The organism is Variovorax paradoxus (assembly GCF_024734665.1).
Lineage (GTDB): Bacteria > Pseudomonadota > Gammaproteobacteria > Burkholderiales > Burkholderiaceae_C > Variovorax.
Genome location: NZ_CP102931.1, coordinates 1,143,056 through 1,162,142 on the forward strand (window position 1 = coordinate 1,143,056; position 19,087 = coordinate 1,162,142).

16 protein-coding genes and 1 tRNA gene are annotated in these 19,087 nt (G+C 67.1%); 1 reads left to right on the forward strand and 16 read right to left on the reverse strand.

Annotated elements, in window-relative coordinates; all coding sequences use genetic code 11:
* Positions 1–633 precede the first annotated feature (633 nt).
* The 5 genes from mnmH to NWF24_RS05475 are packed head-to-tail and all read right to left on the reverse strand — an operon-like array spanning position 634 to position 5,021.
* Positions 634–1,683: a tRNA 2-selenouridine(34) synthase MnmH gene (gene mnmH, locus NWF24_RS05455; protein WP_258353304.1), complete on the reverse strand. Its 1,050-nt coding sequence runs from the start codon at positions 1,681–1,683 to the stop codon at positions 634–636.
* A gap of 33 nt (positions 1,684–1,716) precedes the next feature.
* Positions 1,717–2,514, reverse strand: a complete 798-nt coding sequence (phnE, locus tag NWF24_RS05460) for a phosphonate ABC transporter, permease protein PhnE (protein WP_258353305.1) — start codon at positions 2,512–2,514, stop codon at positions 1,717–1,719.
* Positions 2,511–3,341, reverse strand: a complete 831-nt coding sequence (locus tag NWF24_RS05465) for a PhnE/PtxC family ABC transporter permease (RefSeq protein WP_258353306.1) — start codon at positions 3,339–3,341, stop codon at positions 2,511–2,513. Before NWF24_RS05465 ends, phnE begins: the two co-directional genes overlap by 4 nt.
* Complete coding sequence (locus NWF24_RS05470; RefSeq protein WP_258353307.1) at positions 3,338–4,153, reverse strand: phosphonate ABC transporter ATP-binding protein; 816 nt, start codon at positions 4,151–4,153, stop codon at positions 3,338–3,340. Before NWF24_RS05470 ends, NWF24_RS05465 begins: the two co-directional genes overlap by 4 nt.
* A gap of 10 nt (positions 4,154–4,163) precedes the next feature.
* The gene (locus NWF24_RS05475; RefSeq protein WP_258353308.1) at positions 4,164–5,021 is read right to left on the reverse strand and encodes a putative selenate ABC transporter substrate-binding protein; all 858 of its coding nucleotides are present in this window, start codon (positions 5,019–5,021) and stop codon (positions 4,164–4,166) included.
* Between the two features lie 74 nt (positions 5,022–5,095).
* Here NWF24_RS05475 and selD point away from each other — a divergent pair, with 74 nt between their 5' ends.
* Positions 5,096–6,163, forward strand: a complete 1,068-nt coding sequence (selD, locus tag NWF24_RS05480) for a selenide, water dikinase SelD (RefSeq protein WP_258353309.1) — start codon at positions 5,096–5,098, stop codon at positions 6,161–6,163.
* A 147-nt stretch (positions 6,164–6,310) separates the two neighbouring features.
* Here selD and NWF24_RS05485 read toward each other — a convergent pair.
* The 11 genes from NWF24_RS05485 to NWF24_RS05535 all read right to left on the reverse strand — a co-directional run bounded on the left by NWF24_RS05485 (position 6,311) and on the right by NWF24_RS05535 (position 19,085).
* Positions 6,311–6,403, reverse strand: a tRNA-Sec gene (locus NWF24_RS05485).
* Positions 6,404–6,417: 14 nt separating this feature from the next.
* Positions 6,418–8,325: a selenocysteine-specific translation elongation factor gene (gene selB / locus NWF24_RS05490; RefSeq protein ID WP_258353310.1), complete on the reverse strand. Its 1,908-nt coding sequence runs from the start codon at positions 8,323–8,325 to the stop codon at positions 6,418–6,420.
* Between the two features lie 13 nt (positions 8,326–8,338).
* The gene (locus NWF24_RS05495; RefSeq protein ID WP_258353311.1) at positions 8,339–9,544 is read right to left on the reverse strand and encodes a ferritin-like domain-containing protein; all 1,206 of its coding nucleotides are present in this window, start codon (positions 9,542–9,544) and stop codon (positions 8,339–8,341) included.
* Positions 9,510–10,370 (reverse strand): phosphate/phosphite/phosphonate ABC transporter substrate-binding protein, encoded by an 861-nt coding sequence (locus NWF24_RS05500; RefSeq protein ID WP_258353312.1) that lies wholly within the window; start codon positions 10,368–10,370, stop codon positions 9,510–9,512. Before NWF24_RS05500 ends, NWF24_RS05495 begins: the two co-directional genes overlap by 35 nt.
* Positions 10,371–10,381: 11 nt before the next feature.
* The gene (locus NWF24_RS05505) at positions 10,382–11,497 is read right to left on the reverse strand and encodes an acyl-CoA dehydrogenase family protein (protein WP_258353313.1); all 1,116 of its coding nucleotides are present in this window, start codon (positions 11,495–11,497) and stop codon (positions 10,382–10,384) included.
* 30 nt (positions 11,498–11,527) lie between these two features.
* Positions 11,528–12,976 (reverse strand): L-seryl-tRNA(Sec) selenium transferase, encoded by a 1,449-nt coding sequence (gene selA / locus NWF24_RS05510; protein ID WP_258353314.1) that lies wholly within the window; start codon positions 12,974–12,976, stop codon positions 11,528–11,530.
* A complete protein-coding gene (gene fdhE / locus NWF24_RS05515) occupies positions 12,976–14,004 on the reverse strand; it encodes a formate dehydrogenase accessory protein FdhE (RefSeq protein WP_258353315.1) in 1,029 nt (342 codons plus the stop codon). Before fdhE ends, selA begins: the two co-directional genes overlap by 1 nt.
* A gap of 10 nt (positions 14,005–14,014) precedes the next feature.
* The gene (locus tag NWF24_RS05520) at positions 14,015–14,638 is read right to left on the reverse strand and encodes a formate dehydrogenase subunit gamma (RefSeq protein WP_258353316.1); all 624 of its coding nucleotides are present in this window, start codon (positions 14,636–14,638) and stop codon (positions 14,015–14,017) included.
* A 13-nt stretch (positions 14,639–14,651) separates the two neighbouring features.
* Entirely contained in the window at positions 14,652–15,611 is a 960-nt protein-coding gene (gene fdxH / locus NWF24_RS05525; RefSeq protein ID WP_258353317.1) for a formate dehydrogenase subunit beta, read from the reverse strand.
* Between the two features lie 3 nt (positions 15,612–15,614).
* On the reverse strand, positions 15,615–18,692 hold the full coding sequence (fdnG, locus tag NWF24_RS05530; RefSeq protein ID WP_258353318.1) for a formate dehydrogenase-N subunit alpha: 3,078 nt from the start codon (positions 18,690–18,692) through the stop codon (positions 15,615–15,617).
* A 96-nt stretch (positions 18,693–18,788) separates the two neighbouring features.
* Positions 18,789–19,085 carry a hypothetical protein gene (locus NWF24_RS05535; RefSeq protein WP_258353319.1) on the reverse strand — a complete coding sequence of 99 codons (297 nt, stop codon included), beginning with the start codon at positions 19,083–19,085 and terminating at the stop codon, positions 18,789–18,791.
* Positions 19,086–19,087: the final 2 nt, after the last annotated feature.

Below are 19,087 nucleotides of genomic sequence, written 5' to 3' on the forward strand. Positions count from 1 at the left end.
TCCGGCCGAGCCGGTCGAATCAGAGTTTTCAGGACTGTGCGAGGTTGTTGACCGCTTTTCTTCCCCTCTTGATTTCAAAAATCGAAGCATCCTATTCGATGTATGTAAGGATTAGGGCTAGTTTGATTCAAATGATTCACGGATCGTTCTACATATTTCCCAAGAGTAATGAGTTTGCTTTGTTGGTGAATAATGGAAAGTACGCAATGATTGCTGGACCTCGTTTTTTGTAGAAGCGATTCTGAAAGATAGCGTGGAGGCTTCCCGGAATTCGGTTCGAGTTGATGATCAAATTGATCAACTATGGCTTTATTTTTTTGCGGCGAGCGATGATTGCGTACGGAATGAAGTAAAGCGGTAATGGCTTTAGGTTTGCCATCGGCAGCCGCAGCTTCCAGAAATTAATGAAAAAATGAAAACTGAACGTCCTGCTCCACCGCCTCTCGTTGAGCCGCTGCGATCCTGGTCTAGCCTAAATCGCTATCTCGCGAATGGCACTGAGTATCAGAAAATCCATAGTGATAACCAGAGTACGTGGTCACGGGAAAAATTTCATATGTCTCTCCGGAGACTGGTGGGGGCTAAAGCGCCGTGACCGCGATAGCGATAGCAGGTTGCTAAAGCGCAACCAGTTCAATGCAGCTCCAACACCGCTTCAGCCACAGCCTCGATCCCCTGATCCGATAAATCCGCCGCCGCCACGCTCCGGCGCTGTCCCCAAGCCCTGAAATGCAGCTCCTGCGACTTCAGGTAATGCGGGTCGTAATGCAACGCCATCAACTCCGCAAACAGATGCGGCAGATCGGCTTCGCGCGCCCATTGCTGCCAGCGCGCCACCGTTTCCTTCCCCTGCATTTCCTTCAGCACGCCCATCTTGTCGGCCAGCGCATCGCGGTCGTCGCCCAGATAGGCGTAGTCGCGCAGCAGATAAGACAGCCGCGCCTCGGGCGTAGCAGACACCTCAATGCACTGCGCCGCCCGCATCTGCGCCACCAGCGACAACGGAAGCGACAGCCGCCCGATCCGGATGCTCTCGCCCTCCACATACAGCGGGCGCGAAAGATCGATGGCTTCGAGGACCGCTGCGATGCGCGTCTCGAAGTGCTTCTGCGAAGGCTGCGCCACACCCGGCAGCGAGCCGAGCAGCGAGCCTTTGTGGCTGGCGAAGTCTTCCAGGTCGAGCACCTGCGCGCCGCGTGCGGCCAGCGCATGCAGCACGCGCGTCTTCGCACTGCCGGTGGCGCCGCAGATCACGCGCAGGTCGAGCTTCGGGGTCAGCGTGTCGATCTGCGAGATCACGTGCCGGCGAAAGCTCTTGTAGCCGCCGGCGAGTTGCTGCGCGTCCCAGCCCACGAGCCGCAGCCAGGTGACCATCGAGCCGCTGCGCATGCCGCCGCGCCAGCAGTAGACCAGCGGTTTCCAGTTCTCGGGCCGGTCGGCCAGCGTGTCGCGCAGATGCTTCGCGATGTTGGCCGCGACCATCGCGCCGCCGATGCGCCGTGCCTCGAAGGCGCCGGTCTGCACGTAGACGGTGCCGACGATGCGGCGCTCTTCGTCGTCGAGCACCGGGCAGTTGATGGCGCCGGGAATGTGGTCGAGCGAGAACTCGGCCGGGGAGCGGGCGTCGATCAGCGTGTCGAAGGCGTGGCGGTCGCCGACCCGCACGGGCTGGCGATGACTCATGGCAGGAACCTCATGCCCCCGATTGTCGGGTAGTCAGGCGTACGCAGGCCCGAGGCCACGGCGCAAGCGAGCGCTCGCAAAGTCGACGAAGGTCACCAGCACGAACATCGCGATCAGCACCGTCATCGCCTGCTGCTGCTGGAAGATCGACAGGTGAAAGTACAGCAGCTGCCCCAGCCCACCGCCGCCCACGAAGCCCAGCACTGCGGCCATACGGATGTTCATCTCCCAGCGGTAGAGCGCGTAGGCCACCCACTGCGGCAGCACGATGGGCAGGCTGGCGTAGCTGAAGGCGGTGACGGGGTTGGCGCCCGAGAGGGTCAGCGCATGCTCGGGTTCGCGCGGGGCGTTTTCCAGGGCCTCGGCGAACAGGCGGCCCAGCACGCCCGTGGTGTGCAGCGCCAGCGCCAGCGCGCCCGCGAACGGGCCGATGCCGGCGGCCAGCACCATGAGCGCGGCCCACACGAGTTCGGGTACGCTGCGCAGGAAGTTGAGAACGAAGCGGACCGCATGGTGCGGCAGCCAGCCCGCGCGGCCCGAGGCGGGCAGTGCGAGCACCGCACCCGCGATGGCCGCCAGTACGGTGCCGAGCGCGGACACGGCGAGCGTCTGCAACGCGCCATTGCCGACCTTGGCGAGAAAGTCGGGCGACACATCGGGCGGGAAGAACTCGGCGATGAACTTGCCCATGAGCCGGAGCGACTCCGACGAGCCCAGCGCGCGGTAGTCGATGCTCAGGTAGACAAAGCTCGCAATCACCGCCACGCCGATCAGCAGCAGCGCAATGCGGCATCGCCAGCACGGCGGCGGGCGCGGGGGCAGCGTCGTCATGCCAGCAGCCTTCGCAGCGCATTGCTCAGCACATCGGCCAGCAGCACCAGCGCCAGGAACACCAGCAGGATGCTGCTCGCCTCGCCACCGTTGAGCATCTTCATCGACTGGTCCATCAACTGCCCCAGCCCGCCTGCGCCGACGAAGCCCATCACCACCGACGCGCGCACCGCGCATTCCCAGCGATACACGGTGTACGAGGCCAGCTCCTGCGCCGTGTTCGGCAGCAGCCCATAGCAAAGCGCCGCGAGCCGGCCGCTGCCGCCTTCGAGCAGGGCACGCGCGGGCCGCGTGTCGGTCGATTCGAGGATCTCGGCGTAGACCTTGCCCAGCATGCCGCCGTAGGTGATGGCCAGCGCCAGTACGCCCGCGGCGGGGCCGAGCCCGAGTGCGCGCACGAAGAGCAGCGCCCAGACGATTTCGGGAATCGCGCGCAGCACCATCAGCAGCCAGCGCGCGGCCTGCCGCACGATGCCCGCCTGCACGCGACCAGGCCCGGGGCCGATGCGCGAGATGGAGAGCGCGCGCGTCGTCACGAAGCCCAGCGGCGCGCCGATCAGCAACGCCAGCGCGGTGCCGGCCGTGGCCATGGCCAGCGTTTCGAGCGTGGCCTTGAAGAGCAAAGCGAGAAAAGCGGACGAGCCCTCGGGCGGAAAGAAGCCCGCCAGGAAGCCGCCGATGACCGCGAGGTTGCCGCCGGCGAACAGCGCCCACGGCTTGAATTCGGACAGCGCCAGCATCGGCCATGCGATGACGAGCGCGGCGATACACGCGGCCAGCCGGCGCGCGGCGTGCGGGTCGCGGTGGGTGATGGCGGTGCTCGTCAAGGGCAGTCCGGCCGATGGAAGGCCGCTTCCATTGCCGCACTCGCAGGCTGCGGCCGCTGCGTTGCAATGCCGCCTTCGCTCGCATAGAGCGCGTCGAGCATCGCGGCTGTTACTTGTGCGGCGGGCAGGTCGAACATCACCTGTCCGTTGCGCATGCCGACGATGCGCGGGAACCAGCGCAGTGCGAGGTCCACCGCATGCAGCGAGGCCATCAGCGTGGCACCCGTCGATTCGCTTTGCGCGACAAGCTGGCCGATGGCGGCGTCGGCCAGCGTGGGGTCGAGCGCGGACACGGGCTCGTCGGCCAGCAGCAGGGCGGGGCGCTGGTACAGGGCCCGCGCGATGCCCACGCGCTGCAGCTGGCCGCCGGAGAGGCGATCGCAGCGGTCGAACAAACGGTCTTCCAGCGACAGGCGCGACAGTACTTCGTGCGCCCCGGCAATGTCCGAGGGATGAAAGAGCGAGCCCAGCGCGCGCAGCGTAGACCACTCGCCGAGCCGGCCCGCGAGCACGGCGGTAACCACGCGCAGGCGCGGCGCGATAGGCGGCGACTGGTGCACGGTGCCGATGCGGGAGCGCAGTTTCTTCAGCGCCGCGGCCCGCAACTGCCACGGCCTGGCGCCCAGGGCCTGAACTTCGCCTTCCGTGGGGCGAAGCGCCGCGCCGAGCACACGCAGCAGCGTGGTCTTGCCGGCACCCGAGGGCCCGATGACGGCGATGCGTTCGCCATCACGCGCGGCCAGCGTCACCCCGGCCAGCGCTCGCTGGCCGTTGGGGTGCACGACACCCGCGCCTTCCAGCGAAAAACTCATCCGCGCAAACTCACTTGATCAAACCCGCCGACTTCCCCGCCGTCTCGATGCCGTCGTAGTTCGACGACTTGGTCGGAATGAACTTGCTCGCGCGCTGCAGCGCCATGATTTCCTTTTGCGCCGGGTTGGCCGGATCGAGCTTCAGGAACGCGTCGGTCAGCTTCTTCGTGATGGCCGCATCGAGCCCCGGGCGCACCGTCCAGTTGTAGTCGTAATAGGTCGGCGTGGTCGCCAGCACGCGCACCTTGGCGGCGTTGGGGTTCTTCGACTCGACCAGCTTGTCCCACACCGATGCGTTGAGCACACCTGCTTCGGCGCGCGATGCGGCCACGAAGGCCACCGTGGCGTCGTGCGCGCCTGAGAACGCGACCGTCTTGAAGTCTTTCTCGGGGTTGATGCCGGCCTGCAGCAAAAAGTAGCGCGGCATCAGGCTGCCCGAGGTGGACGAGGGTGCGCCGAAGGCGAAGGTCTTGCCCTTCAGGTCGGCCAGCGTCTTGGCGGGGCTGTCGATGGGCACGATGAACTTGCTGGTGAACACTTCGTCTTCCGCACGCTGCACGATCGGCACCGCGCCGCCGTTGGTGCGAATGCGCGCCTGCACGAAAGTAAAGCCGCCGAGCCACGCCAGGTCGATCTTGTTGGTGGCCAGGCCCTCGACCACGGCGGCGTAGTCGGTCACAGGCGTGAACTGCACGTCCATGCCGGTTTCCTTCTTGAGGTAGTCGCCCAGCGGCGTGAACTTGCGCTGCAGCTCGGTGGGGGCCTCGTCGGGAATGGCCGAGACGCGCAGCACGCCCTGGGCGAGGGCGCCGAAGCTGGCGGCGGAAAAGGCCAGCGCGAGCGCCACCTGGGTGAGAGTCTTCTTCATGGATGTGCCTCGAGGACGTGCGGGATAGGAAAGGACGGGATTGTAGAAAGCAGGGCCGCTTCGATAATCAGCCCATGAACCCAACGCTCATGAACCCGCTCGCGCCTTTGCGCCTCACGAGTTTTTCGCATGGTGGCGGCTGCGGCTGCAAGATCGCGCCCGGCGTGCTGTCGCAGATCCTCAAGAACCATGCGGGCGGCATGATCCCGCCCGAGCTCATGGTGGGTATCGAGACCGCCGACGACGCGGCGGTCTACAGGCTCAACGACCAGCAGGCGCTGATCGCGACCACCGACTTCTTCATGCCCATCGTGGACGACCCCTACGAGTTCGGCCGCATCGCCGCGACCAACGCGATCAGCGACGTCTACGCGATGGGCGGGCGGCCGATCATGGCGCTGGCGCTGGTGGCCATGCCGATCAACCAATTGCCGGTCGAAGTCATCGCCGAGATCGTGCGCGGCGGGCAGGACGTGTGCCGCGCGGCCGGCATCCCGATTGCCGGCGGCCACACCATCGATTCGGTCGAACCGATCTACGGGCTCGTCGCCATGGGCCTCGTGCACCCCGACCGCGTGCGGCGCAATGCAGATGCGAAGGCGGGCGACGTGCTGGTGCTGGGCAAGCCGCTGGGCGTTGGCGTGCTGTCGGCCGCGCTCAAGAAAGAACAGCTCTCCGAGACCGGCTACCGCCAGCTGATCGAGAACACGACGAAGCTCAACACGCCCGGCATCGCGCTGTCGGCCCTGGGCGGCGTGCATGCGTTGACCGACGTCACCGGCTTCGGCCTGGCCGGCCACACGCTCGAACTGGCGCGTGGTGCGGGGCTCACGGCGGTGGTCGAATGGTCGAAGGTGCCGTTGCTCGACAACGTGGTGGTGATGGCCGCCGAGGGCATGGTCACCGGTGCCTCGGGGCGCAACTGGGCCGGCTACGGCGCCGACGTGGAGCTGGCCGCCGGCCTGCATGCCACCGTGCAGAACCTGCTGAGCGATCCGCAGACCTCGGGCGGCTTGCTCGTGAGCTGCGCGCCCGAAGCGGTCGATGCGGTGCTGAAGATCTTCCGTGATGAAGGCTTTGGGCAAGCGGCTGTCATCGGCCGTGTCGAGGCGGGAGAGCCCTCGCTGCGCGTGGTGCCCTGACAGAGCGGTCCTATGCCGACTCGTCGAGTGGGCGGTCGCCGTCGCGAGCGGTTCGAGCTTGCGCCGAGAAGCGCAGACGTACATGGGTACGTCGAGCATCGCAGGTGCAAGATCGGACCGCGCAGCAGGCGAATGCCCGCTCGACGGCGGAAGGGGGAAGGAGTCGAACCTTCCCGGCGACGACTGGCGCCACCCACTGGGTTTGAAGCCCAGCCGCCCCACCAGGGACGATCCCCTCCCATGACTCTTGTCGTTCACGGCCTCGCCCCGAACAACGACGTATCGGGCCGCAGCAGGTGCGTGTCCTTCACACGCCGCGTATAGCCCACACGGTCAAAAAACTCCAGCAACTGGATCGCGCGCTTGCGTCCCAGCCCCGTTGCATCGCGAAAACTCGCGGCCTGCAAGCCTTCAGGGCCATCGAGGCAATCGCGCGCTAACGCCGCCAACCGCTCGATGGCTGCCAACGGATAGTACAAGTCCTTCACCACCTGAAAGACCTCGCCACGTCGCGCGAGACTCGCGAGCGTTTGCCGCACCATCGGCTCGCTCACCGAGCAGTCCTTCGCAAGATCGCGCACCCATGGCGGATCGAAGCCGCCCTCGGCCAGCCTGGGCAATAGCTTCTGTGCGAGCTTCTGCTCAGCTTCACCGAGGCGCGCCGCGTGATCGGGCAGATGCAGCCAGGTGCCGCTGCGCACCAGCGCACCGCGCGCGACCAGCGCATCGAGCGCATGTCGCCACAGCGAGTCGTCCGTGCGTGGCCCGGCCAGCCGCTTGAGGCGGCGCGCATCGGGTCCGACCTCGTCGGGCGCGGCGCGATGGAAGTCCGCGAGGCGACCGGCGATCTGTTCTTCGAGCACGTCCAGATGCGTTTGCGCGATGGCCGTGTGATCGATGCGTACGGCATCGCCGGGCAGCGGCATCGCGTCTTCATCGGCCAGCGAGAGAGCGCGCGCCATCCGCGCGGTATTGACGCCCAGTGGCGCGTTGTGCAGCAGCGCGGCCACGCGCGCATCGCGGTCGTCGATGGCCCATGCCGCCAGCGTGCGCAGGCGCTCGGGTGTGCGGCGATAGCGCACTGGCGCGAATGGGTCGAGCACGCGCACGCCGGCCACGGTGCGCGTGGCCGAGGCATCGCGCAGCACGCCGCGGTCGCCATGCCATGCGCCGATTGCTTCTCGCAGCACCAATTGAGCAAAGGCCGTCTCGCCGGGCGCGAGCGCGTCGCGATCGAGGAGTGCGACCGACGCCATCACGTCGCTGGCGCCGAGGTGTGCGTGCACCGTCGCGCCCGAGCGCAGCGGCTTGGCCTCGTCGGGCCACAGCGTGAGCAGCACGTCGATGCGGTCGGTGGCAAGCGCGATGGCCGGTGCACAGACCCAGTCGCCGCGATGCATCTCGTCCTTGGTGACGCCGGCCAGTGCCAGCGCGCAGCGCTGCCCCGCGTGCGCCGATTCGGCCTTCTGGTTCTGCGCATGGATACCGCGCACGCGCACTGTGCGGTCGCCAGGCACCACGTGCAGTTCGTCGCCGATGCGCACCGTGCCGCTGAAGACCGTACCGGTAACGACGGTGCCGACGCCCGACAGCGTGAAGGCGCGGTCGACGGCAAGGCGAAACGCCAGGTCGTCTTCGCGCGCGTGCTCCTGGCGCGCCACGTCGAGCAGCCGTTCGCGCAACGCATCGATGCCTTCGCCGGTCGTCGCCGACACCGCCAGCATGGGCGCTTGCGCCAGCGGCGTGGGCGCGAGCAGCGCGGCGATATCCGCGTGCACCTCGGCAAGCCGCGCTTCGCGCACAGCCTCGTCGATGCGGTCGATCTTGGTGATGGCCACAGTCGCCTCGCGCACGCCCAGCAGCGCCACTACCGCGAGATGCTCGCGCGTCTGTGGCATCACACCGTCGTCCGCGGCCACCACCAGCAGTGCATGGTCGATGCCGGTGGCACCGGCCAGCATGGTGTGCAGCAGGCGCTCATGGCCCGGCACGTCGACGAAGCCGAGCGACACGCCATCAGGCGCGTGCAGGTACGCATAGCCCAGCTCGATGGAAATGCCGCGCCGCTTTTCCTCGGGCAACCGGTCGGTGTCGACGCCGGTGAGCGCGCGCACCAGCGTGGTCTTGCCGTGGTCGATGTGGCCTGCGGTGCCGATGATCATCGTGGGCGTGTCGTCACATGAAGTTGCGGGTGTGCAGATCGGACAGCCGCTGCGCCTCGTCGCGGTCGAAGCCCAGCCGCGCGAGGCGGGCGCGGCGGCCGGCCGCCATGTCGCGCTGCAGCTGCTGCACGGCCGCGTGGCCGCGCGCGACGGCGGACGGCGACAACTCGCCCGCGGCCAGCAGCACCAGTGCGTCGAACACTTCCTCGTTGAGGCCCGCCGTGCTGGCCAGCGTGTCGTAGCGCACCTCGATGGCGTTGCGCAGTCGCGCCTGGTAGTCGGGCTGCACCGAGAGCCGGTATTCGAGGTGCGCCATGCCGAAGGCAACGTGACGTGCCTCGTCGCGCGCCGTCAGCCGCGCGATCTGCCGCGTCACCGGGTCGGGCGCGTTCGCCTGCAGGAAGTTGAGCAGGTTCACGAAGCTGCCCTCGCCGAGCACAGCCAGCAGGAAGGTGGCGACTGAGAAATCGGGCGCATCGAACAGCGTGCGCAGCGAAGCCTGCCCACCGGCCGTCGACAGCGCGGGCTGATGGCCGCGCAACGTGGCGCGGCGCGTGAAGACTTCGACGTGCCGCGCTTCGTCCGAGCATTGCAGCGCGAGCAACTGCAGCACCTCGCGGAAGTGCGGATGGATCTGCCCGAGATGGCGCGCCGGCACCAGCAGCGCGGCGTTCTCGTTCTCGATCAGGTAGGTCATCACCTGCACGACCGCTGCCTCCACGGCGAGCGGCAGATCGAAGGGCGCGTCCCAGTCGATGGCCGTGCCCGGGTCCCATTGGGCTGCTGCGGCCTGCCGGTAGAGCTCGCCCGCCGTCGCGGCCCACACTTCGTCGCGGCGGTACAGGGCGAAGAAGAAGGGCGGACTGCCGGCCTCCACTGTGGCGCCGCGCGCCGCCAGGCCCCAGCCGGGTGCCGCGTCCTCGGCGGGCGCGCCGTTGGCATCGCCCTGCGCGAAGCCGGTCGATTGCGCGCCGAGCCAGCGGCCTTCGGCATGCGGGCCGCGCGTGACAGTGGCCTCCTCCGCCGTTTCGAAGCGCAGCGGATGCCCCTGGCTGCGGCACCACGCTTCCAGGTGCATCCGCCAGTCCGGCGATTGCCCGCGCACGCGCAGCTCGCCGCCCACCGGCCTTTCAGCCAGCGCGCGGCGAATGAGCAGCAGGGCGCCCTGGTCGAGGCCCAGCGACTCAATATCGATAGTCGGGGTTGGTGATGCGGCCATCGCCGTCGTAGAAGTGCTCGTCGTCCACCGCGCGTTCGAGCAGGGCGTAGCCGCTGGTGCGGCCTGCGCGCCATTCGCGCAGGCCTTCAAGCTCGAGCAGCGGGCGCACCTGCGGGTCGTCCCAGCGCATCGCCATCAGCAGCGACACGAAGCGGTCGATCAATGCGGCCGGTGCGCCGGGGCTGGTGGTGAAGTTGCAGTGGTCGTACGCCCCGGTGCGCGCGAGCACGCGCGTGCTGCCCGATGGCAGCGTGCCGTCGAGGCCGAAGGCCAGGTGGTTGCCGTCGATCAGGCAGCAGGCGTCGACCTCGCCGGCCATCAGCGCAAGAGCCGCATCGCGCTCGCCGCCGATGTGGTCGCCGTGCTTGCCGCCGAGCACGTCGAAGTAGCGCACCTGGAAGTCGCGCGACTTCACCAGGCCTTCGGTGCGCAGGTGGTCGAGCGGGATCAGCGTGGCCTGCGGCGAATCGAGCGCGCCCAGCCCGATGGTCTTGCCGCGCAGATCGGCCAGCGACTGCACCGTGCTATCGGCACGCACGACGATGGCCGAACGCAGGTCGCAATCGGTGTCGCGCATCGCCACGGCCTGTACCTGCTGGCCACGACTGCGCGCGATGCGCTCGGCGCGCACCCAGGCCAGCGGCGAATTCCACGCCAGGTGCAGCGTGCCGTCGAACTGCGCCTCGACCTGGCTTTCGTAGTTCGAATACAGCACGTAGTCGAAGGGCAGGCCGTTCTTCACGAAGAAGGCCTTGAAGCCCTCCCAGATAGTGACGACCTTGGGCGCGTAGGCCACGGCGCCCATGATCAGCGTCGGTTCGGACATGGCGCGGTTCCTCAAAACAGAGGCAAGCCGGTGATGGCCTTGCCGATGAAGTCGTACAGCACGTCGGAGGTCGGCGCCATCACGCTGGAGGCGCGCGCATCGCGGAACAGCCGCTCGATGCCGGCTTCCTTGCGGAAGGCCGCGCCGCCGCACACGCGCATGGCGATGTCGGTCACTTCGAGCGCGGCTTCGGCTGCGGCCGCCTTCACTTCGAGCACGCGCAGCATGGTGTCGGGGCGGCCAGCGCCGATGGCGGCCACGGTGTCGTCGAGCAGCGCCTGCACCATGTCGGTCTTGATGCGTGCGCGCGCAAGGTAGGCGCGAATGGTCGGCAGGTCGGCCAGCGACGAATCGAGGTGCACGTGCTTCGTCTGGCTCACATGGCCGATGGCACGGCTCAAGGCGCCTTCCATCAGGCCGGTCGAACACGCGGCACTGAGCACCGAGAACCACGGCAGCACCACGCCCATCATGGTGTCGAAGCCCTTGCCGTCTTCGCCGAGCCGGGCGCTGGCCGCGATGCGCACATCCTTCGCGGTGATCGGCGTGGAGGCGTTGCCGCGCAGCCCCAGTCCGTCGAAGCGGCCGGGCTGGCTCAGGCCGTCGGACTTCGCGTCGACCAACCACAGCGTGCTGGCGCCTTCGGCCGCGAGCGGCTTGCTCGACCACACGTAGCTGTCGGCTTCGAAGGCGGACGTAACCCAGCTCTTGCGTGCGTCGAGCACCACGTTCGCTCCATCTGCACGGGCGGTGCCGGTGGGCGCCCAGAAGTGGCTGCGCGAATCCGCTTCCGAAAAGGCCAGCGTGCTCAGGTGCTTGCCCTCGGCAATCGCACGGCGCACGGCCTCGGGGCCTTGCTGTTCGAGCACGGCCGTGGCGCAGTAGTGCATGCACACGACCATCGCGGTGGACGGGCAGGTCTGCGCGATGCGCGACACCACCTGCGCGGCTTCCTTCAGGCCCAGGCCCTGGCCGCCGACCGATGTGGCCGACACCAGCCCGAGCAGGCCGGCCTGGCCCAGCGCCTGGATCGTCTCTCGTGGAAAGCGTCCCTCGCTGTCGGTGCGCTGGGCCGAAGGCTGCAGCGTTTGCGTTTCGATACCGGCGAGCACTTCGAGGGGATTCATCGCTTTCTCCAGACAGGTGGGTTGAGGGATCTACTGAAGCCGCTCGCGCAGTACGCCGAGCTGGGCCGTGAAGGACGCGCTGTCTTCGAGACAGCGCAGGTCGAGCAGGAGGCGGTCTTCCGCGATGCGGCCGATCACCGGCAGCGGCAGGCCGCGCAGCGCGGTGGCGAGGGCGTCGAGCGCAGTGCCCGTGCCCTTCTTCGATGTGCCGGCCGGCGCGAGCGCAAGGCCGGCCGAGGGCAGTCGCTCGACAGGCAGAGAGCCGGAGCCGATCTGCCCGAGCAGCGGCACGACTTCGACGGTGAAGCGTGGCGACACCGCCGCCTGCACGGGCGCCTTCAACGCCTCGGCCATCTTGCGGATCGCATCGGCGGGGCGCGTAAGCAGCCGCAGCGTCGGCAGGTCTTGCGCAAGACGCTCGGGCCGCAGGTACAGCGACAGCGTGGCTTCGAGCGCGGCCAGTGGCAGCTTGCTCATGCGCAGCGCGCGCTTCATCGGAAACTTGCGGATGCGGCCCACGGCGGCCTTGCTGCCGACGATGAGCCCGGCCTGCGGACCGCCCAGCAGCTTGTCGCCCGAGAAGGTGACCACGTCGCAGCCGGCCGCAAGCATCTCCTGCGGCAGCGGCTCACGCGGCAGGCCGTAGTGCGCGAGGTCGACCAGCGAGCCGCTGCCCAGGTCGGTCGTCAGCGGCACGCCGCGTGCATGCGCGATGCCGGCGAGCGTGGCTTCGTCGACGGCGGCGGTGAAGCCCTGCACGGCGTAGTTGCTGGTGTGCACCTTCATCACCAGCGCCGTGTGTTCGTTGATGGCGCGCTCGTAGTCCTGCGGATGCGTGCGGTTGGTGGTGCCGACCTCGACCATGCGCGCGCCCGCGCTGGCCATCACGTCGGGCATGCGGAAGGCGCCGCCGATCTCGACCAGCTCGCCGCGCGAGACGATCACTTCGCGATCGCGCGCCAATGCCGCGATGGTGAGCAGCACGGCCGCCGCGTTGTTGTTGACCACCGTGGCGGCCTCGGCGCCGGTGATGCTGCACAGCAGCTCTTCGACCAGCGAATCGCGGTCGCCTCGGCTGCCGGTGGCGAGGTCGTATTCGAGGTTGTTGGGCGATGTCATCACCGCGAGCAGCCGCTGCAGCGCCGCGTCGGCCAGCAGCGCGCGGCCGAGGTTGGTGTGGATGACGGTGCCGGTGAGGTTGAGCACGGCGCGCATGCGCGGTGCGAGGCGGGCCTGGATGCGCGCTGCAAGCGCATCGCCAAGTGCGTCGTGCCGCACCTCGGTGACCATCAGCTTGCCGGCCAGGGCCCGCGCGCGAAGCCCTTCGAGCAGGGCCCGTGCTTCCTTCACCACTAGCGTATGGCCATGCTCGGCCAGCAATGCGCCCGGCACGGCGAGGCGCAGCAGTTGATCGACAGAAGGCAGATCCTGGGGCCTTGCCGTCGAGCCGTGGACCACGGACTCTTCGGGCGCTGCCATCAGCCGCCTCCGCCGTCGTCGGGGATCTCGGGGTCGCCGAACAGCAGCATCAGGTTGTGGCCGCTGCGTTGATGGCCGGCTTCGGACACCAGCAGGTCGAGCGTGACGCTGGCGAGGTCGTCTGCGACGGGTTCGACCTCGGGGTCTTTTTCCATCGCGATCTGCTTGAGGTAGTGGCCGCAGCTGTCGCAGCACTCGGCCTTGACAGCGCCTTCGCGCGCGCCGGTGGCTGGCAGTTCCACGCCAGGTTGCGGGGAGAGCGATTCGAAGTGAATGCCCTTGGTGCTCTCGCAGTGCGTGCACTTGATGCGCACGTAGTGCCACTCGGTGCTGCACAGCGAACAGTGCAGGTAGCGAAAGCCCGCTTCGTCGGCGCCGATGCGCGTGATGCTCACGGTGGGCACGCTGCCGCAGCAGGGGCATTCGTTGCCGGGGTCGGTGCGGCCGAAGATGTTCTCGCCTTCGCGGTCGGCCACCTGCAGCACGAGCTGCGTCCAGTAGGCCTGCAGTCCTGCGGCAATCAATGGTGCGGCTGCGAGGTCGAGGCCGAACATGATGCGGCGCGAGAGCCGGTCGGCCTGCTCGTTGATCCACGCATCATCGGTCGCCACCACACGGTCGAGCGTGTCGCGCGCGGGGCCTTCGGGCAGCCGTGCGCGGAAGAGGCCGAGCAGACGGCGAAGCTCCTGCAGCCACACCGGATCGCGCGTCCAGCCGAAAGCGGGCATCGGCGGTTTCAGCACCTTCGATGCGGCTTCGAGCGAATCGGATTCGGGCAACGTGACCGGTGCGTAGTCCTGCAGCACCTGGTGCTGCGCCTGCGCAAGATCGGCGATGAAGATCAGGTACTCCCGCATCGAATGCGAAGCCGCGAGCTGGCGCAGCCGCAATTGCCTGTCGGAGAACACGAGGGACCGAACCGGCAAACGCAGGAACGGCATCTGCCGTCCGGCCTGCATCGCGATCTGTTCGGGATCGAGGATGCGGGTGGTCCGGATCGGCGGTGGGCTGCCGGTGGAACTCGTCATCGGGGCAGTATCACTCACCTCGCGTCATTTTGCGATGCCACAGAGGATGGTTGAGCTTGGCCCATCCCTCCGTGACGGTGCCGCGCGTCATCGCGCGCAGCGTGCCCTTGACCCAGATGGCCGCGTAGATGTGCGTGATGACCGAAAGAATCAGCACCACGGCCGACACCGAATGCACCACCACCGCGATGCGCCGCACGAGGATCGGGAAGAAGCCGACGAACCACGGGCTCCAGAACATGAAGCCGGTCACGAACAGCAGCAGCAGGCTGATGCCGAAGGCCCAGAACACCAGCTTCTGCCCGGCGTTGTATTTGCCCACCGGCGGCATGCTCGACTTGTCGCCCTTGAGCATCTTCGGCGCGTTGGCGATCCACTCGCGGTCGGTGCGGTCGAGGATGTTCTCGCGCCACATCGTGAAGAACAGGAACACGAAGCCCAGCACCATCAGAAGGCCCATGAACGGATGCAGGATGCGCGTCCATGGCCCGCCGCCGAACAGCGTGCTCAAAAAGAACAGGCTCGGGTGGAAGAAGGCCAGGCCCGAGAGCGCGGCCGCGAAGAACATGATCGCGACGAACCAGTGGTTCATGCGCGTGGCGTCGCGGTAGCGGCGAAGGTAGTAGCGTGTCATCGCGTTCTTCTCCTCATGCGCGGGGTGCGGTGGATGGCGGCGAGGTGGGCGGCTCTTCGATCACCACCACGTCGTCGGGCTTGCCGTCGCGGTCGGCATCCGGGTGCTCGTCCTTCGGCTCGATCGGGCCGGTCTTCATGTAGTGGAAAAAGCTGCCCACCACGGCGCCGATCATGGCGACCATCGCGAGTGGCTTGGCCACGCCCTTCCACAGCGACACCAGCGGGCTGATGTGCGGGTCTTTGGGCAGGTCGGCATACAGGCCGGGGCGGTCGGCATGCTGCAGCACGTACATCACATGCGTGCCGCCCACGCCGGCCGGGTCGTACACACCGGCGTTGGCAAAGCCGCGCTCCTTCAGGTCGACGATGCGTTCCGAGGCGTACTCGTGCATGTCTTCCTTGGTGCCGAAATGCAGCGCGCCCGTGGGGCAGGCCTTGACGCATGCCGGCTCCAGGCCCACGCCAACTCGGTCGGAGCACAGCGAGCATTTGTAGGCCTTGTTGTCGGCCTTGCTGATGCGCGGTACGTCGAAGGGGCAGCCGGTGACGCAGTTGCCGCAGCCCACGCAATGCTCGCTGATGAAGTCGACGATGCCATTGCTGTACTTGACGATGGCACCCGGCGCCGGACACGACTTCAGGCAGCCCGGGTCGTCGCAATGCATGCAGCCGTCCTTGCGGATCAGCCATTCGAGCTTGCCGGCCTCGGGTTCCACCTCGGAGAACTTCATCACCGTCCATGAGGAAGGCGTGAGATCGATCGGGTTGTCGTAGGTGCCGTGCATGGTGCCCACGTCGTCGCGCAGGTCGTTCCATTGCATGCACGCGACCTGGCAAGCCTTGCAGCCGATGCAGGTCGACACGTCGATCAGCTTGGCCACCTGCTGCACCTGCGGGCGGCTGCGGATGTCGGGCGACGGCGTAGTCGTGGCCGAGCGGGCGGCGATGTCGAGGGTTTGAAGTGAGGACATCGCTCAGGCCTTTTCGATGTTCACGGTGAACGACTTGTACTCGGGCGTCTGCGTGTTCGCATCGCCCACGAAGGGCGTGAGCGTGTTTACCAGATACCCCGGCTTGGCCACGCCGACGAAGCCCCAGTGGTTCGGCAGCCCCACCGTGTGCACGGTGCGGCCATCGACCTGCAGCCCGACGATGCGCTTGGTGACCAACGCCACGGCCTTGATGAAGCCGCGCTTGCTCGACACCTTCACCATGTCGCCATTGGCAATGCCTTTGTCCTTCGCCAGTTCTTCGCCGATCTCGACGAACTGCTGCGGCTGGATGATGGCTGAGGTGCGCACGTTCTTGGTCCAGTAATGGAAGTGCTCCGTGAGCCGGTAGCTGGTCGCCACGTACGGGAAGTCCTTCGGCACGCCGAGACGCTCGAGGTCGCCCTTGAAGATGCGCGCCGCGGGGTTGGCGCGCGCCTTCTCGTTGTTCGGGTGCATCAGGTTGTTGACCAGCGGCGACTCGAAGGGCTCGTAGTGCTCGGGCAGCGGCCCTTCGGCCATGCCCGTTGGTGCGAAGAGCCGCGCCACGCCCTCGGCCGTCATGATGAAGGGGCGCACCGCGTCGGCTTCTGTCGGGTTCGCGTCGGGCCGGATGTCGGGAACGTCAGCGCCGGTCCACTGCTTGCCGTTCCACGCGATGAGGCCGCGCTTGGCGATCCACGGCTTGCCGGTGGCCGGATCGGTCGAGGCGCCGTTGTAAAGGATGCGCCGGTTAGCGGGCCAGGCCCACGCCCAGTTCTGCACCATGCCGATGCCGTACGGGTCGGCGTTGTCGCGCCGCGCCATCTGGTTGCCGGCCTGCGTCCATGCGCCGCTGTAGATCCAGCAGCCGCTGGCGGTGCTGCCGTCGTCGCGCAGCAGGCCGAAGCCCGAGAGCTGCTCGCCAGCCTTGGCTGTTGGCGGCTTGGTCGGGTCCTTCGGGTCGAGCAGGTCGGTCAGCGCACGGCCGTTGTATTCCATCGCCAGTTCCTGCGCGGAAGGCGAGTGCGGAATCTTGTAGGGCCAGGTGAGGTTGACGATCGGGTCGGGATACGCGCCGCCGTCCTTCGCGTAGGCCGTGCGAATGCGGTTGAAGATGCCCGCGATGATCTCGATGTCGCCCCTGGCCTCGCCCGGCGGCTCCGCGCCCTTCCAGTGCCACTGCAGCCAGCGGCTGGAGTTGGTGAGCGAGCCGTCTTCCTCCGCGAAGCAGGTGGAAGGCAGGCGGAACACCGTGGTCTGGATGTCGGTGGTCTTGACGTCGTTGAACTCGCCGAAGTTGCGCCAGAACTCGCTGGTCTCCGTCATCAGCGGATCGATGGTGACGAGGAACTTGAGCTTGGACAGCCCATCGACGATCTTCTTCTTGTCCGGGAACGAGCCCACCGGGTTGAAGCCCTGGCAGATGTAGCCGTTGAGCTTGCCCTGGTTCATGAGCTCGAAGGCCTGCAGGATGTCGTAGAGCTTGTCGATCTTCGGCAGGTAGTGGAAGGCCCACTCGTTCTCCGCCGTGGCCGCGTTGCCCCACCACGCCTTCTGCATGCTGACGAAGAACTTCGGGTAGTTCTGCCAGTAGCTCATCTGGTTGGGACGCAGCGGCTTCAGCGCGCGGGTCTTGTAGTAGACGTCCAGCGTCTGCTCGCTGTCACGCGCAAGCGACATGTAGCCGGGCAGCGAGTTCGACAGCAGCCCCAGGTCGGTCAGGCCCTGGATGTTGCTGTGGCCGCGCAGCGCGTTCATGCCGCCGCCGGGTACGCCGATGTTGCCCAGCAGCAGCTGCACGATGGCGCCGGTGCGGATCATCTGCGAGCCCTGGCTGTGCTGCGTCCAGCCCAGCGCGTACATGATGGTCATGGTGCGCGTGGACGTGCTGGTGCTCGCGATGTACTCGCACACCTTCAGGAACTTGTCCTGCGGCGTGCCGGTGATGCGGCTCACCAGCTCGGGCGTGTAGCGCGAGTAGTGCCGCTTCATCACCTGCAGCACGCACTGCGGGTCCTGCATGGTCATGTCGACCTTGGCCATGCCCTGCTCGTCGAGCGCGTAGTTCCACGACTTGGGGTCGTAGTTGCGCTTCTCGGCGTTGTAGCCGCTGAACAGGCCGTCCTCGAACTTGTAGTCAGGCCCGACGATGAACGGCGCGTTGGTGTAGTTGCGCACGTACTCCGTCTGGATCTTGTCGTTGCCCAGCAGGTAGTTGATGACCCCTGCGAGGAACGCGATGTCCGAGCCCGCGCGTATCGGTGCGTAGTAGTCGGCCATGGCGGCCGAGCGCGTGAAGCGCGGATCGACCACGACAAGGCGCGCCTTGTTCTGCTTCTTGGCCTCGATGACCCACTTGAAGCCGCACGGATGCGCCTCCGCGGCATTGCCGCCCATGATCAGCACGACATCCGCGTTCTGGATGTCCTGCCAGTGGTTGGTCATCGCACCGCGTCCGAACGTCGGGGCCAGACTGGCCACCGTAGGTCCGTGTCAAACGCGTGCCTGGTTGTCGAACACCAGCATTCCGGTCGAGCGGAATGCCTTGTGCGTGATGTAGCCCGTTTCGTTGGACGAGGCCGAGGCGCAGAGCATGCCGCTGCTGGTCCAGCGGTTCACGGTCTTGCCCTCGGCGTTGGTGGTCTGGAAGTTGGCGTCGCGGTCGGCCTTGAGCAGCTTGGCGATGCGGTCGAGCGCCTCGTTCCAGCCGATGCGCTTCCACTCGGTGCTGCCGGCTTCGCGTACCTCGGGGTACTTCAGGCGGTTGGGGCTGTGCACGAAGTCGAGCAGGCCCGCGCCCTTGGGGCATAGCGTTCCGCGGTTCACGGGGTGGTCGGCATCGCCCTCGATGTGGAGGATGTCGGACACCACGTTCTTCGCCTTGTCGCCCAGGCTGTACATGATGAGCCCGCAGCCCACCGAGCAGTACGGGCAGGTGTTGCGGGTCTCGGTGGTGCGCGCGAGCTTGAAGTTGCGGGCCTCGGCCAGCGCGGCGGTCGGCGAGAAGCCGAGCGCCACGATGCTGGAGCCGACCAGCCCCGCGCTGCTGACGCGGAAGAATTGCCGGCGGTTCATGTCCATGACGTGACCTCCTGCAGCGGTGAAGTGGGGTGTTTCATCGTGATCTTCTTTTTTTGCCGGGAAACTTGATTGATTGAATGAATCAGGCTGGCCGCGCTACTTGGGCGCCGCAGTGCCGTCGCCACCGCTCGGCGCGGGCGCCGCGCCGCCGGAAGAGCCGCCACCGCCCGGGCCGCTCATGCCGCCGATGGCTGTGCCGCCTTCGGACGGGCCTTTGTGGGAAGCGGAGGATTCGACCTTGTCGCCGGACTCGGCGGGCTTGATGCCCGTCGGACTCGCGCCGGTGGTGCCACTGTCGGCCTTCGGCGTTGGGACCTTGGGATCGCAGGCACTCGCCAGCATGCCTGCGACAAGGCACAGGCCGACGATCTGCAAACGCTGACATCGGGGCATCG